Source organism: Mesorhizobium sp. B2-5-7, assembly GCF_006440875.1.
GTDB classification, from domain to species: domain Bacteria; phylum Pseudomonadota; class Alphaproteobacteria; order Rhizobiales; family Rhizobiaceae; genus Mesorhizobium; species Mesorhizobium australicum.
On the sequence record NZ_VFUO01000005.1, the window covers coordinates 366,896 to 380,437 of the forward strand.

Annotated in this window: 16 protein-coding genes; 7 read left to right on the top strand and 9 right to left on the bottom strand. The window is 59.6% G+C overall.

Annotation, left to right across the window (positions count from 1 at the left end; translation table 11 throughout):
• Positions 1 to 176: 176 nt before the first annotated feature.
• From FJ543_RS22795 to FJ543_RS22800, 3 genes are all read right to left on the bottom strand, one after another.
• Complete coding sequence (locus tag FJ543_RS22795; protein WP_140877339.1) at positions 177 to 503, bottom strand: hypothetical protein; 327 nt, start codon at positions 501 to 503, stop codon at positions 177 to 179.
• Positions 504 to 1,290: 787 nt separating this feature from the next.
• Positions 1,291 to 1,443, bottom strand: a complete 153-nt coding sequence (locus FJ543_RS31550; protein WP_181174072.1) for a hypothetical protein — start codon at positions 1,441 to 1,443, stop codon at positions 1,291 to 1,293.
• Positions 1,444 to 1,783: 340 nt separating this feature from the next.
• The gene (locus FJ543_RS22800; protein WP_140877341.1) at positions 1,784 to 2,092 is read right to left on the bottom strand and encodes a DUF982 domain-containing protein; all 309 of its coding nucleotides are present in this window, start codon (positions 2,090 to 2,092) and stop codon (positions 1,784 to 1,786) included.
• A gap of 1,418 nt (positions 2,093 to 3,510) precedes the next feature.
• On the opposite strand from FJ543_RS22800, the gene FJ543_RS22805 reads away from it, so the two are divergent.
• The 4 genes from FJ543_RS22805 to FJ543_RS22820 all read left to right on the top strand — a co-directional run bounded on the left by FJ543_RS22805 (position 3,511) and on the right by FJ543_RS22820 (position 5,921).
• The gene (locus tag FJ543_RS22805) at positions 3,511 to 3,753 is read left to right on the top strand and encodes a hypothetical protein (RefSeq protein ID WP_140877343.1); all 243 of its coding nucleotides are present in this window, start codon (positions 3,511 to 3,513) and stop codon (positions 3,751 to 3,753) included.
• A gap of 252 nt (positions 3,754 to 4,005) precedes the next feature.
• On the top strand, positions 4,006 to 4,200 hold the full coding sequence (locus tag FJ543_RS22810; protein ID WP_140877345.1) for a hypothetical protein: 195 nt from the start codon (positions 4,006 to 4,008) through the stop codon (positions 4,198 to 4,200).
• 568 nt (positions 4,201 to 4,768) lie between these two features.
• On the top strand, positions 4,769 to 4,975 hold the full coding sequence (locus FJ543_RS22815) for a hypothetical protein (RefSeq protein ID WP_140877347.1): 207 nt from the start codon (positions 4,769 to 4,771) through the stop codon (positions 4,973 to 4,975).
• 775 nt (positions 4,976 to 5,750) lie between these two features.
• Complete coding sequence (locus FJ543_RS22820; RefSeq protein ID WP_140877349.1) at positions 5,751 to 5,921, top strand: DUF3606 domain-containing protein; 171 nt, start codon at positions 5,751 to 5,753, stop codon at positions 5,919 to 5,921.
• Between the two features lie 611 nt (positions 5,922 to 6,532).
• Here FJ543_RS22820 and FJ543_RS22825 read toward each other — a convergent pair.
• The 3 genes from FJ543_RS22825 to FJ543_RS31740 form a co-directional block, all read right to left on the bottom strand.
• Positions 6,533 to 6,826: a hypothetical protein gene (locus FJ543_RS22825; RefSeq protein ID WP_140877351.1), complete on the bottom strand. Its 294-nt coding sequence runs from the start codon at positions 6,824 to 6,826 to the stop codon at positions 6,533 to 6,535.
• 814 nt (positions 6,827 to 7,640) lie between these two features.
• The gene (locus tag FJ543_RS22835; protein ID WP_140877355.1) at positions 7,641 to 8,732 is read right to left on the bottom strand and encodes an ABC transporter substrate-binding protein; all 1,092 of its coding nucleotides are present in this window, start codon (positions 8,730 to 8,732) and stop codon (positions 7,641 to 7,643) included.
• Positions 8,733 to 8,923: 191 nt separating this feature from the next.
• Positions 8,924 to 9,565 carry a CGNR zinc finger domain-containing protein gene (locus FJ543_RS31740; protein WP_224682243.1) on the bottom strand — a complete coding sequence of 214 codons (642 nt, stop codon included), beginning with the start codon at positions 9,563 to 9,565 and terminating at the stop codon, positions 8,924 to 8,926.
• 51 nt (positions 9,566 to 9,616) lie between these two features.
• On the opposite strand from FJ543_RS31740, the gene FJ543_RS22845 reads away from it, so the two are divergent.
• Positions 9,617 to 10,411: a DUF2066 domain-containing protein gene (locus tag FJ543_RS22845; protein WP_140877357.1), complete on the top strand. Its 795-nt coding sequence runs from the start codon at positions 9,617 to 9,619 to the stop codon at positions 10,409 to 10,411.
• A gap of 122 nt (positions 10,412 to 10,533) precedes the next feature.
• On the opposite strand, the gene FJ543_RS22850 is transcribed toward FJ543_RS22845, so the two are convergent.
• Both FJ543_RS22850 and FJ543_RS31960 read right to left on the bottom strand, forming a co-directional pair.
• Entirely contained in the window at positions 10,534 to 11,211 is a 678-nt protein-coding gene (locus FJ543_RS22850) for a helix-turn-helix domain-containing protein (protein ID WP_224682181.1), read from the bottom strand.
• 9 nt (positions 11,212 to 11,220) lie between these two features.
• A complete protein-coding gene (locus FJ543_RS31960; protein ID WP_224682180.1) occupies positions 11,221 to 11,601 on the bottom strand; it encodes a hypothetical protein in 381 nt (126 codons plus the stop codon).
• On the opposite strand from FJ543_RS31960, the gene FJ543_RS22855 reads away from it, so the two are divergent.
• Together FJ543_RS22855 and FJ543_RS22860 are read left to right on the top strand one after the other, a co-directional pair.
• Positions 11,600 to 11,914 carry a DUF1272 domain-containing protein gene (locus FJ543_RS22855; protein WP_140877359.1) on the top strand — a complete coding sequence of 105 codons (315 nt, stop codon included), beginning with the start codon at positions 11,600 to 11,602 and terminating at the stop codon, positions 11,912 to 11,914. The genes FJ543_RS31960 and FJ543_RS22855 overlap by 2 nt on opposite strands.
• A 31-nt stretch (positions 11,915 to 11,945) precedes the next feature.
• Positions 11,946 to 12,416 carry an OsmC family protein gene (locus FJ543_RS22860; RefSeq protein ID WP_140877361.1) on the top strand — a complete coding sequence of 157 codons (471 nt, stop codon included), beginning with the start codon at positions 11,946 to 11,948 and terminating at the stop codon, positions 12,414 to 12,416.
• 131 nt (positions 12,417 to 12,547) lie between these two features.
• Here FJ543_RS22860 and nadE read toward each other — a convergent pair whose 3' ends face one another.
• Positions 12,548 to 13,375, bottom strand: a complete 828-nt coding sequence (gene nadE, locus FJ543_RS22865) for an ammonia-dependent NAD(+) synthetase (RefSeq protein WP_140877363.1) — start codon at positions 13,373 to 13,375, stop codon at positions 12,548 to 12,550.
• Positions 13,376 to 13,542: the final 167 nt, after the last annotated feature.

Consider the following 13,542-nt stretch of genomic DNA (forward strand, 5'->3'; position numbering starts at 1 on the left):
CTTGCGAGCAGGCCGGAGATCAGCCGCGCGTCAGGAAAACCGAACCGTCACGACCCCAAGATTCCGCACGACGAGGTGCCTTCATGCATGCGGAATTTTTCGCGTCCATTTGGCACAATGCGCATCTCGCACCGTGACGAACTCGCCTGCTGCCCCCGCAGCAGGGGGCGTCGGGATTAGGCGTGGCTGTCTGGGGAGGATCGCGACGAAAACGAGTCCCGCTCTTCCTCGACATGGAAAACGATGCTTGCTCTAAGGGCCAGATCGCCGCCCTCATCTCTTACGACAATCGCCAATTTGTGGTGATCACCGTCTGGAAGCGCGTCTTTGGTCATCTCCGCCAAAGCTTTGATCGCTTCATATTTGACCACGGCAGGTCGGCATTCTGTTCCCTCACCGTCAGGGGATATCGTTCCGTTGTCGTCGAAGTCGAAATAATATAGCGCCATCGCCGCCGAACTCAAAGGCTCGCCGTTTGTTCCCGCTCTCCCCTGATGCTCCATTACCAGAGGCAGCCTCAACCACTCTCGCACGCGTCAAATGCGCAAAACCAGGTCCTGAGCGAAACGCGCGCCAATTCACCCTCCACAGCCTTCATCTTCGACCCGCTGAAAGCGGGAGCGCGGCCAAGTTCAGGCCACTCGATGCCTGTGCGTACAATCCGAGCTTCCGCGTTGCGAAAAATGGTATCGTGCAAAATTGCCTGCAGGCGTCTCGCCTGTCTGCGGGCTTGCGACACTGTGCGTCGGTAGAATTTCTTCGCCAATCAGCTGGACCCCGTGTTTGGTTCGGTGGTGGCCGACCTAGGATGCTTCGACTACCGATCGAACATTCGAGCTAGAATGTCCCGAGGGCGATCGATCCCGATTGGCTGCGGCCTTGGCGAGCAGAGTTTTGTCGGCTCGGCGCCCTGAAGGAGAGTTGCCTGAAAGACGCCGAGCCTAGCCAGAGAGATGAGCGGGGGGCCGCGTCCTCTCGCCGGCTAAGAGGTTATGCGCTCCCTTAGGCACTCGTGAAGCATTCGAATGCACTAGGAGGCCAGGACATTTTCCCTGAAATCCGACTTGCTGGACCAATTTATCCCGCGACGATACGAATTGTTTCGTCCGATCGTCTGGTCACGAAGGACCTGACTTTCCCTGTCCGCACTGCAACGCTACGCCGGCTCGGGAGGGACTTCTGGGTCGAGGCCGTCACGAGGTTCACCTGAATTCGCTGTGCAGGCAAGATCGTTCACGCGACGGCAGATCACCTTCATCGGCCGCGAGTGCCTAACCTCTTGAAGCGGGCCTATTCGTTAACCCGCTCGGCCAGAAACGCCGCAAACGGCTTCACATCCATGCTGCCGCTCGCCTCTTCCAGGCCCGCCAGGTACGCCTTGCGGCCTTCACCCTGACAACAGTCCACGGATAGCCACCGGACCTCTTCGTCGATCACGGTCACAGGGCCGACCGGCTAACTGAAAAGGGTATATCGTTATCACCCGCCCGCTGCCTCACTGGTCGCGGGCTTTTTGATCGCCTGCGGAACATGTGTCAGCGACAAAGGTTCGTGACATGGCCGCCTTACTCCAGCGGCCTTCCCAAGTGACCTGCCCGCTGGGTCACACCGGCGGGCTTTTTTGCTGTGCGGGAATAGCCTGATCAAATTGCAAGTTTGGGCCAACACAGCGCACTCCGACGCTCCTTCGCGCCGCTTGCCAAGGCCAAACCTGGTCGGTCCGCGCTTTTCTGCCGAGGGGCGCGAGCTTCCAGGTCGAAGGGACGCGCGGTGCGCTTGTCGATCAAACCTGGCGATCCTGGGCATAGATGGAGCGTGCCAGCGCGTCTAGGCGCTTGAGGCCCTTACTCGGCTGATCCGAAACAATCATGTCCTGATCTCTTGCTGCTTTGACAAAGGCTTCGAACGCGACGGATTGCCGGCAAGTTCCTGCCTGGGCCTCATCCAGCAAACGGAGTGCCTGTCGATAGGAATGCAACTTCTTGTTCTTCCATTCGCCATCCATTGCCGCTCTGGCTTCGGCAACGGACGAGACGGCCCTCGCCGTTTGGAGGCTCATAAATTTAATCTGCACAGGCAGGAAAGCGCTCAAGGCCAACCCTCTTGATGGTGATAAGGCCTTGCAAACTGTTCAGCCCGAGATTGGTTGCACTCGCCGGCGGGCTTTTGGAATTGTGCGGTGCGGAGCGATCGAGATTCACATCTGTCAGACAGCCACGGAAAAGGCCGAGCCTCCCGAACCGATACCGGACAGCATCCTCGTGCAGGTCCAAAGGGGCAGGCGCGATGCCGGAACTTGCCCTCATCGGAGGCGCCTAGCGGCCCGACAGTTGCAGCTATCGCCGGTTACAAGTCCCCTGAACCGGCCTTCACTACAAGACCCGTCGCCATTAGCCCGGTGGCGGGTCTGCCTCTTTTGGGACCATTTGCGTTTGCTGATTGAGGCTCGGCTGCTGGTTTCGGCTGCTGGTCAAGTTTCGCCATAACCTTGGTCGGCCCGCGTCCGCCGCAAATGGACGCCGGTGTCACCAAGGGGAACCGAATCAGAGGCTTACGACTTGTTAGCTTCACGAGTTTCATAAGGCGCGCCTAGTGTTCAGGGATAAAGAAACACGAATTTTAGAAGCGGCCCTGCTCGCGGCGGTACCAATCTCGGTCCTGGTTGCGGTGGCGATGGTCAGCCTTACGTTCGGTTGGTTCGGATGAGCACCCGAGACACAGACTTCTTCGACCAGTGGATCCAGTCCAACGTTCAACGCAGTGCCTCGACCGCGCCGGCCAAGGCAGCCCGCCGGTCCGCCGCGCGCCGACAGGAGGCATGACCATGGTCACACGGCAAACGGATCAGGCGTGGCTGTGTGGGGAGGATCGCGACCCCGGCTTCCCATGTGAAAGCCCGCTGGCTCGGGCCAGCGGGCTTTTCTGCATCTTGGAGGGAACGTCTCGAGGGCACACAAAGTCGGGTGAGCGCCTCCCAGTTCCGGCCGGAAAGGCGCCGGAAAGTTGTGCTCGAGGCGTGATCTCGGCATGAGGGCGCGCTTCGACGCGGGAGTGGCAACCAGGCTCTTCGCGATCTCTGGGACTTGCAAATATTTTCTCACTTTTGTGGAAACAGCTACACGGCCCCCCAAGATTGTCGCTTGCGTCGAGTTCCGCCGGCATCCAATTAAGGCGGGGCGAGGAGGGTTGCTGGCTTGGTCCTCTATCTGCTGTAAGCTTGGAAGAGCAGCGGCGTCTGAACGTGCCCGTTCATACCGACTGAGTGCCATCCGCTTCCTCAGGCACGAGGTTCCGGACTTGTACACCGGCCAAACGAGCTGCGCGCGGTCTCTCGGCTGCGCGAACAGCGCCGTATTGCAGCATAATGGACTGGCGTGGGCGCCGAGTTCGCGACCAAGGGCGGCCGCGCGGCCGTATTCTGCAGGGAAACCTAGCGAGTTTGATGCGGTCGGAACCAACGCCGATGCCAGAGATTTGCTTGGAGTCATTGACAATGCCGGAGGAACCATCATGCGGATCGGAGACTTCGATACCGGAAGTGTGAAACACAGCGCGTTGTACCGCGACGCCAGGCTCGCAATGCTCACCCACCACGTCCTGTATCGCATGCAGCTAACCGAAACGGCGGTGAGTGGAGTGGAGCACGCACTGGCGCAGTTCGCTCAAGCGACGGATCAGCCTGCCCACGACGCTGCTCGTCGCTCACTCGCAGCTTTCCTTCATCTGGAGCCCGATCAAACCTTGGGGATGTGACCCGCGGCGACACGTGGCAAGTGGATTCAGCAGACTGCGAATGCGAGTTTGGGGCATTTCCGCGATTCCACGAACGACTAGCCTCCACGGGCCGACGCCGCTGACCACCAACGCTCTGATCTCGGACATCCGACTGCGTGATGGGCATCCGCTTGGGAGGTGCCCGGCAGTGCGGCAATACAATGCAACGATGCCGGTGGTTGACATAGGCGGGACAATGCCTCGCATTGGGGCGCCGAGGGAGAAACCATCATGATCAAGAAGCCGTTTGCTTTGCCTCAGGTCATCACGGCCCTTTCCAAGCTGCTCAACCAAATCCGCAACCATCAAACGAACCAAGCGCGTAATTGCCTTCGCGCGCTTACGCGGAACGGACCTGCGGCAGCCAAAAAAGGCTCGAAGCGTTGCCTCTCTGCTAATCCCGGCCGATCCTTGGCAGTTGCTTAGCCCGGTGGCTCATCGCGGACTACCGCCGACAGCCCACCCGAGCGAGACAGCCAGGACGAACCCCAGTACTACGGCCGTAAAGAACCACATCACGCGTTCCTTCGCTGGTTGTGCAGCTCAACGCGGCAAGCGATTTATAGTTGCAGAACCGCACGGGCAGTGATCCGCTCGGGCCGCGCCCTCCGACGCGTGGAGGCCCATATCTGGTTCCCCGGTCTCTGAGGAGGTCCTTGTTGGACGTAGTTGCCACCCGTCGATGGACCGTTCCCGTTCCAGGTCGGTGGATATGGATTGTGCGGTGGTAGGGGCCGCCCATGAAAGCAGGGCAACGCTGATCGAGAAGGAGATCAGCAAGGCGAAGGCGGTCGCGAGCATGACATGGTCCCCAGTTGAAGGCCGGGCATAACCACCGCCAATCTGGTTCGTTCATCACGTTGTGCTTGCTCGTACGTCATAGTTACCGCGCAGTTAATAAACGGCCGCGCACCTTCCCAACTCAGTTGGCAGGCTGGGGAATAACTCCTCGGCCGCCCGCTGGAACTTTTTTCAGCCGCGCGGATTGCTGTGCATGACAAAAGCCCCTGAAGTTGCTCCACCCATTCTAGCCGAGACCAGCCCGGACCGACCTGTCAATTGCGAGGTCGCTTTGGAAACGGCCTTCGACGCCCTTGTCGCTACCTCCATCGCTCAAGGATGGACCCCGGAAGAGACGGCGGAAACGCTGCACAAGCTGGCCATAGAGCATCTCGAACAGCTCAAGGTAATAACAGCCTAATCGCTCCGGCGCGGCTCCAGAATTCGACACGTTACATGTCGAAAACGCTATGGATGCCACCTCCACATTCTGGGAGGAGAGCATGGCTCCCCACGAGCAGCATGCCGTTGAAATCATCCGCGAGAAGAAATGGACCGTGCGTGTAACCGTCTGTGGCAGCGCCGTCCGTTCACTTCCGAATCTGAAGAGTACGCTCCTCATACGCGCATGGGCAGGCGTTCCGCCTGGGCGAGGTCGTCGAATTCAAGCAATCCGCCTTGCTGCAAACCCTCGAACTTTTCCGCAGTTCCTTTCGGCCTGAAGGGGAACTTGGGGCCAAGGGCTTGAGCAGATCGCCAGTCTGCTCCGGCCAAGTCTGCGCATGCAGTCGGGAGGCGCCAGGATGCGGGCATGCGGTCGTAATCCTCGCAATCTGTCGTTGGGCTCATAGGTAGCGATCGCCAGCGTGCGCACGACTTCGCCGGTTGTGTTATCAGAATACACCTCTCAAATTCAGGCTATGCCGAAAGGGTTTGGACTTCATGGCCCTGCGGAAGGAACGCTGTTCCTTTTTACCGGCTCACCAACTTCTGCCGTTCGAAGTCACCGTCGACGCCACCAGGGCCTTTCTGGTTGCGAGATACGCTGCCGATGGTCTCACTAGGAGCATTGACGGCTAGTCGGCCAGCGCCTTCACGAGCTCAGCCCGCCCGACCCAGCCCGCCGAGACGAAGCGGCCATGTTGTGCAACAAAGCGAGGCGAACAACGTTGCCCCTGAGGAGTGGAGGAACGAAGATGGCGGACGACAAGAGCAAGAGAGACTCTCGGGATCGGAACCGCGTCTCGGTCGAAGAAGACTACGAAGTGCGATATCTCGCTGAGAAGGCCGGGATTACGGCCCAGCAGGTCCGCAAGCAACACGGTAGTGACCGCCCAACGCTCGAACGCGAAGCGAAGGGTTGCTGAGGCCAAGATGGCAAGGTACCAGGTGGAAGAGATCTACGGCGACACTGTCGTGTCGTCTGGCGTCGTCGTGGAGGACGATCCGATGAAAGCAGCCGAAGCGGCTGCCGGGCAAAGAATGTCCCCAAGGGCACTGCAGGAACATTGGTTCCGTGTGGTCGATGAAGAGCAAGCCGCCGTCTACGAGTACAGCTTGGCCGCACATGAGGAGCATCCAGATCCGTTTGAAGGGAAGGACCGCTCCGATCTCGGTCGGCGATCAACGGTAAGGTGCAGGGGTCACTCGCGGACGAGCACAACCATTTCAAACTACTTGCTGAAGGTAACCGACCAGCTTGCCGGCCGCGTCCGCACCTGCCCGAATGCCGACCCCCTTTCACTGAGCCCGCTTTTGCGGCCAATTTCGAATGCGCAAACGCTCTGTTGGTGCTGCCGCGGGGTGCTGGTCGCGCGCGCTCACTTTGATCAACGGGCAACAGAAGCCCGCATCTCACGACACTCAACTCTTTGCAGGTGCTCTCGACAAGTGAATGACCTGCTGAATGGGCAAGCGCATTCCGATTCGACACGGTCCGGCTCCCGTGTTGGACGCATGGAGCCGGACCGCAGAGGGATCAGTCGTCCTGCTGGATAACGACGGGCCGATGGTGGTGACGATGCATCGAGCGGGTGATGACGACGGTGTCACGGCGATGATGCCGATGGCGCCAGGCGCGACGGCCGTTGTCATAGAATGCTTCCTGGCCGTGATGCCGGCGGTGAAGACGGCCACCTTCGTCGTTGTATATGACGGTGGTACCATGGTGATGCCGGTGATGTGTTGAAACCACCACGTCAGCTTCGGCGGCAGAAGCGACCACCGGAGCCGCAAGCGAAAGAGCCAAAGCGCTTAAGATCAAAACCTTCATTTTGCTATTCCTGTATGCCTGAAAGACGTCCCTTCACGAAGGCAACGAGGCAGGGGTGTCTTTGTTCCTGCCGCATTGTTCCAACATTGGTGAGGGCCATCCCTCCGTAGACACGCGTTCATTCATCAGCACCGTTTGGTCGGTTAGGCCACATGTGCGCTGCGCGCGAGAAGATCCCGCCACCGAAGCGATGCTGGGACTGGAAGAGGTATGGAGGTGATCGCCCCGGTTTGCAGCTTCAGCTTGCCGGTCTGGCGGCGAGGCGAGCGCTTCTTATCAGCCTGCGGCAGGCGAAGTGGGAGCGGGTGCGTTGCCGCCTTGGTTTTGCTCGGGGGCAACCTTAAGCGGTGTCGCTTGCCGCGAAGCGTTTGACAAGGGCGCAAATATAAAAAAGGCGAGAAGGCCTAGAAAAACGAGGGCGATCACGAGGACCGCCCAGCTCGCGATCCGAGCTGTACCTCGCCGTTCCTGATTGTGTGAGAGATCGTTGGTCATTGGACATCCTTCCGGGATCCAATAGTCGGATCCCAATCGGCTCCCGAACTTCAACTAAGCGCTGATGTTCCTTTCGTTCGGGAACACCAAAGCTATTTTCTGGGCTGATCCAAACGGTCACTTGCCAAGGGAGAGAGCAGCGCGCCGCGCGCAAGAGGTCGACGCCGAAGGCTCCCTGCGGAAGCGGCTGCATGGAACAATCCATCGCGTTCAGATTTCTCGGAGCCGGTTGGCCATAGCCTGGAGAATGCTCCAAGCCATTGGATGGCCAATGGTAACAGCGCTGCTGCCGCCGCGACCCTGCGCCAGCCAACCCGCCTCACCTGGGATCGTCAACACGCCTGAATTGCGCCGGGTTGCCCGATGTTCTTTCGGCGATTTGGATCGGCGCGGCAGTCCACTGCCAAACGGTCGTAGCTGGTGTGCGAAAGAACTGGATGTGGCCGCGAGTGCCGGCAACCTCTATGTGGGGCCATGACTCTGCAATGCTGTTCCGATCAGTGCCGTAGGACCGTATTGCCTGAGCAAGCACCACGATCGTGTCGTACCCTTCCAGAGCAACGAAGGAGGGCGCCTCGCGCAACTTCTCCCGCAGCGCCTTTTCGACGCGTGAGCCTAGCGGGTTGAGGTGTCCGGGTCGGTAGCGCAGGAAGGGGATCGCGGCGCTATCTTCGCCTAGCAATGCGGCCCATTCAGCGAATTCCGGTTGCCCAGCTGGAGCACCGATCTTGATAGTGGACAGGCGACCGTCCTTGCGAACTGACTTGACTATTGAGATTGCTGGCTCTGGCTGGCCTACCAGAAGAAGAAGGACCGTTGCGCGAAGATCCATGAGTTGGTCGCACAACATTGATGGGTCCAGCGAGCTCATGCTGATGTCCGATAACGTCGCGCCATTTGCCTGCAGGCGATCACGCAGAATGTGAACGCCAGATGCCCAATAGACACTCTGCTGCGATGCAACTGCGATCCGATCGTGGCCAGCGCGCGACAGGAAGTCGGCATATGTTTGCCAGCCGCGGGACTGTGGCGGGGCAAGACGTGCGACACACTTGGTTGGTTGATCCGTTAGCTTGTCGAGTACCGCCGACGAACAGAGAAAAGGGATTCCGAGCTCGTCGGCCCTGATAGCCGCCGCACGAGCAACGACACTGTGATACTCTCCCGCTATCGCTACCACGCCCAAACGGGCCAGTTCATCCACTGCCGCGACAGCCTTCTGTGGATCGGCTGCAGTGTCTCGGACGAGCAGCTCAAGCGCCTTGCCGCCAGCGCCGCCAGCGCTATTGATTTCGCTAACAGCTAGCTCAAGGCCCGCGAGCAAATGCCTGCCTGCCTCAACCCAGCCGGGGCGAGACAGAGGCACGAGCGCCCCGATTGTGGTCGTTTCGCCCGATCCAGTCCATCCCATGAGTCCAATGTCTCCTGGTTACGCAATGCTCGCCGCGTAGCCACTACAGCGGATATGCGGCGACCCACAGAGACAGTCGGATCTCCCACAAACAATCTGTACCATTGCGACTACCGACACAGTCCCATTCGATGTCCGATGCGGCAGGTCTTGAGCGGACTGGCTGCCGGCCCGGTCCCTTCTATTCTGCGCTATCTCCGGTGTGCCAAGCGGTAGCGGGCCGCCTTGGCGCGGTTGCCGCAACTGTCCATCGAGCACCAGCGCCTCGGTTTGGAGCGGCTGTCGTCGATGTAAAACCCGCCGCAATTGTCAGCCTCACATCGCCGGATATCCTTTCCTGAGGGGAACAGCACCAGCATGGCAGCGGCCGCTGCTGAGCGGCGCAGCGGCAGGTATAGCCTTTCGTTCGCCGACGAGGATTGGAGGTTCAAGATGCCGCCAAGGCCAGCCGAGCCGCCCGCCTGCGCTATCGCTTTATGAAAGCTGCGCAGGGCAACGCGTTTGGAGGCGGCGTCATGGCCGAGGTTTTTCGCACAGACATTGAGCCAGGATTTGAGGGCGGCGCGTAGCGTTAGCACCTCCAGATGCACATCGCGGGCGACGCGTGGGTAAGTCACGGCACGACGCTCGAGGACCCGCCCTTCATTTTCCGACAACAACAGGGCCGGAATGCAAAAGACCAACAGATCCTGATAACTCGGTATGCAGTCGATCTCTGCCCCGTCGCGCCAGTGCAATGTGTTGGCAAGGTCAAGGGCGGGCGCACCACCCAGCATGCGCATAGGGCCGCGCGGCGAGACGTAGGTCCGGACAAATTCAGTTGATTCCATCATCGTCAATACGTAACCTGATAAACAGTTACTCAAGAGGGCAGGGCGGGTCAAATGAAGAAGCCACTGTTGACGTTCTTGTCCTGGTTTGCGTTTGCAGTCACTGCCCACGCAAACGACGATGTCCTTTATCGCTCAAGCGTGATCGTCACCGGAGATCGCGAGGAAACGCGCGTCCCTGCCATCACTGAGGGCTTCGCACTGGCAGCGCAAAAGCTGACCGGAAATCCCGACATCGTGCACAATCCGGCCTTCGCTTCGCTGGCGACCGGGGCGCCTGCCATGGTTTGGTCCTACACCTATCATGACCGCATGTTCGGCAGGCCAATTCACGACGAGCAGGGCACACGCGATCGCCCTTTCGATCTGACATTCCAGTTCGACCGCAACCGAATGGACCATGCGATGGCGCTGCTGGGTGAGAGACCATGGTTGGGGCCGCGCCCAAAGCTGGAGCTCGTCATCGAGGTTACCGATATGACGCGTAGCTATGTGCTCGCCGCCGATGGCGTCCACGGATCGGACCTGCGCGCAAGCTTTGAAGATGCTTCGGTGCGCTTCGCAGTGCCGATCATATTTCCGAAGGAGGCCGACCTGTCGGCGCTTGCGCTGGAAAACGTCGCTGCAATACCTGATGAGAGCCTGGCCAGACTGAAATCCAGGTTGGGAGCTGACGCGATCTTAGTCGGGCACCTCGATTGGGAAACCAACGAGCCGGGCTGGCATGCGGTTTGGCGCCTCCCCCTTGTTACAGAAAGTAAAAAGTGGGAGATTTCCGGCGTAAATTTCGATGCTGCCTTCCGCAACGCAATCGGAGGTGCCGCCAAGCGCATGCGACCGACCAATTAGGGCGGGTGCCATGACATTGCGGGAGGTCGCATGACCCGCTCACCCAACTCGCACCGCCAGCTGCTGCTTTGAAGCATCGTCATGTCGCGAACCAGATTGAGCGGCTAAGCCATTTATCAGGTTCACTCCCAATCCGGAGGAGCTTGCGCAAAGCGGCTCCTGTAGTCGCTTGGAGCAACCCCGAGCGATCTCATGAAAGCCCGCCGAAAAGTCTCAGGGTCGCCAAACCCAACCTCATGTGCGATCTGCTGGACAGATTGGCGGCTGGTCTCCAGACGGTCTCGTGCCGCCTCAACGCGTAGAGCCTCGACGGCTCGTCCTGGGGACTGTCCATTTTCCTTAGAGTAGACGCGGGCAAAGTTACGCGGGCTCATCGCCATGAAGGATGACAGTGCCGAGACGGACAGATCGGTGCCAGGATTTTGCCTGATCCAAGCGTGCAGACGGTCGAAGCGGCCGACGCGGTCTCTGATTTGTTGACGAAGCGCAGTGCTGAATTGCGATTGTCCGCCGGGCCGTTTGAGGTACAGGACCAACTCCCGTGCGATTGCCAAGGCTGTCGTATGCCCGAGATCTTCCTCAACCATTGCCAGCGCCATGTCGATGCCGGCGCTTACCCCTGCTGATGTCCAGACGGCCCCGCATCGTACGAAAATTGGATCTGGCCTGACGTCGATCGCGGGAAATCGCTGTGCAAGTTCGGCGCAACGCTCCCAATCGGTCGTGGCGGGTCGGCCATCCAACAGGCCGCACTCGGCCAGAATGAACGCTCCCAAGCAGATGGAGCCAAGCCGACGCACGTCTTTTGCTTATCTGATCAACCAACCCCGAAGAGGACGGGATTTTGCGGCCTCTAAGGCCGTCGCCCCACCTGAAATCAGGAGTGTGTCGATCGAGAGCTCACGGCAGTGATCGAAACTGACGGTGTGGAGAGCAACGCCCGCATCCGTCTCGATCGGCCCGCCTCGTTGCGAAACAAGGATGGTACGAAACGCGGGTTCTCCGCTTGCTCGCTTGGCGTCATTGAAAACTTGCAGCGGGCCGGTGACATCGAGAAGCTTCGTGCGATCGAATACCAGAAAGGCGATCAGTCGTTCGCAGTGCGCGTTGGCAGAATGCGAGGTCATAATGGCATTTATGCCACGAGAACCTTGTGCGATCCAGACGGCGAGGAAAGAGATATGGTCCATGCTCGAGATCAGGCCCAATTGCGAATGGTGCGACCGCGATCTGCCCCCGGGCAGTTCGGAGGCTCGAATCTGCAGCTACGAGTGCACCTATTGTGCAGAGTGCGTTTCGACGGTCCTGCACGACGTTTGCCCGACTTGCGGCGGAAATTTTTCAGCAAGGCCGATCCGGCCCAGGCGTGAATGGCGCGCGGGCTTTTGTCTCGGGCTTGAGCACGATCCAGCGAGCAGCCGACGAACACACTCGAAGTGGACAGCAGAGCAGGTTGCAGATCTCGCGAGGCGCCTGCACGACGTGGCGCCGGAGGGCCGATAATAAAAAATCCAAACACAGAAGAGATATAGCAATGGCTAAATTCCACGACTACACCTGCCGCATAGGATGGACTGGCAATCGCGGCGCCGGCACCAGAATGTATCGGGGCTACGACCGGACATGGGATATAACCACGATCGGAAAGCCTGTGATAAAGTGCTCCAATGACCCGCTGCTTGGGGGCAATCCGGCGCTACCCAATCCCGAAGATCTCCTTCTCGCATCCGTTTCGGCCTGCCACATGCTTTGGTACCTCCATCTGGCTAGCGACGCGGGAATTGTCGTCCACTCTTATACTGATCAACCCGTGGGCCATGGCGAGAGCGAGCCAAACGGAGCCGGGCGTTTCGTGGGCGTCACATTGCGGCCCAGGATCGAGGTCGAAAGCGGCATCGATCTCGACAAGGCTGCAGCCATCCATCATCGAATTCATGAGATTTGCTACATCGCGCGTTCCGTCAATTTCCCAATTCGTGTTGAGGCCGATTACCGAAAATTGTGAACGAGAGAACGGCACCCGCAGCGTGCGGTATCATCCTCCGACTGCAAATGCATTGATGTTCAGGCGGCTCGGCCGCCCAACGCCGCCCAGCGCCATGGTGCCGGTCCGACGGTGGCAAGGACCAAACGCCGCTAGCGAAGCGGGAGATCGGGTGCCACCGGAAGCGAACGCTTGTGAGCGGTGCTTAAATACGCATCAAGGATACGCTTTCGCGCCGCTTCGTCGATTTCCTTACCTTCGAGGAAATCGTCAATCTGATCATATGTTACTCCATACGCATCTTCGTCAGGACGAAGCGGCACGAGGTTCTCCAAATCTGCGGTCGGCACCTTGTTGACGAGTTGCGGCGGAGCGCCCAGATGCGCCGCCAGCGCGCGCACCCGGCGTTTGTTTAGCCCGGCAAGGGGAAGGATGTCGGCGGCGCCGTCGCCAAACTTGGTGAAGAAGCCCATCATTGCCTCGGCCGCATGATCGGTACCAATGACCAGCCCTCGTCTGGCAGCGGCGAGTGTGAATTGGGCGATCATGCGCTGACGGGCCTTTATGTTGCCCAGCAAGAAATCTTCCCGACGAGCATTGCCGAGCTCCACGCCAGCCGACCTGATCGAGTCGAGCATCGCGTCCGCCGCCGGTTTGATGTCGAGCCTGTGCGCTTCGTCAGCTCCGATGGTCTCGAGTGCTCGCTGAGCGTCCTTCTCATCGGCCTGCGTCCCATACGGCAGCCTGACAGCAAGGAATTTGGCGTCGTATCCTGCCCTCCGTAGTTCGCTTACGGCCTGTTGAGCCAGAAGTGCCGCCGCGAGCGAATCCACACCGCCGCTTATGCCCAGCACGTACGTGCAGAGCCCTGCTGCACGCAGGTACCCGCTTAGAAAGTCGATGCGTCGGCGTGCCTCCGCGGCGGCATCGAAACTCGCAGCGACGCCCAAGGCGCTGATGATCGCTTCTTGTTGTGTCATATCCCTTTCTGCTCCCGCCGTTCAAAGAATGAAACGTCGTTGGTGCCGATTCCGGCGACCCGGTCTGCGCCTGCGTGGGAAAACCGGAAAGCGTTTTGGCCATGCCGTCAGACCAGGGCGCGCTTGATCTTCCCAAGCGTTCCGCCGCGGATACCGACCCATATGGT

Bases quoted from the DNA above. Each gene is read 5' to 3' on its own strand.
- FJ543_RS31960 (WP_224682180.1), bottom strand. From the start codon at position 11,601: ATGGACCATATCTCTTTCCTCGCCGTCTGGATCGCACAAGGTTCTCGT.
- FJ543_RS22820 (WP_140877349.1), top strand. From the start codon at position 5,751: ATGGCGGACGACAAGAGCAAGAGAGACTCTCGGGATCGGAACCGCGTC.
- FJ543_RS22825 (WP_140877351.1), bottom strand. From the start codon at position 6,826: ATGAAGGTTTTGATCTTAAGCGCTTTGGCTCTTTCGCTTGCGGCTCCG.
- FJ543_RS31740 (WP_224682243.1), bottom strand. From the start codon at position 9,565: ATGATGGAATCAACTGAATTTGTCCGGACCTACGTCTCGCCGCGCGGC.
- FJ543_RS22810 (WP_140877345.1), top strand. From the start codon at position 4,006: ATGATCAAGAAGCCGTTTGCTTTGCCTCAGGTCATCACGGCCCTTTCC.
- FJ543_RS22860 (WP_140877361.1), top strand. From the start codon at position 11,946: ATGGCTAAATTCCACGACTACACCTGCCGCATAGGATGGACTGGCAAT.
- FJ543_RS22815 (WP_140877347.1), top strand. From the start codon at position 4,769: ATGACAAAAGCCCCTGAAGTTGCTCCACCCATTCTAGCCGAGACCAGC.
- FJ543_RS22845 (WP_140877357.1), top strand. From the start codon at position 9,617: ATGAAGAAGCCACTGTTGACGTTCTTGTCCTGGTTTGCGTTTGCAGTC.
- FJ543_RS22795 (WP_140877339.1), bottom strand. From the start codon at position 503: ATGGAGCATCAGGGGAGAGCGGGAACAAACGGCGAGCCTTTGAGTTCG.
- FJ543_RS22855 (WP_140877359.1), top strand. From the start codon at position 11,600: ATGCTCGAGATCAGGCCCAATTGCGAATGGTGCGACCGCGATCTGCCC.
- FJ543_RS22835 (WP_140877355.1), bottom strand. From the start codon at position 8,732: ATGGGATGGACTGGATCGGGCGAAACGACCACAATCGGGGCGCTCGTG.
- nadE (WP_140877363.1), bottom strand. From the start codon at position 13,375: ATGACACAACAAGAAGCGATCATCAGCGCCTTGGGCGTCGCTGCGAGT.
- FJ543_RS22805 (WP_140877343.1), top strand. From the start codon at position 3,511: ATGCGGATCGGAGACTTCGATACCGGAAGTGTGAAACACAGCGCGTTG.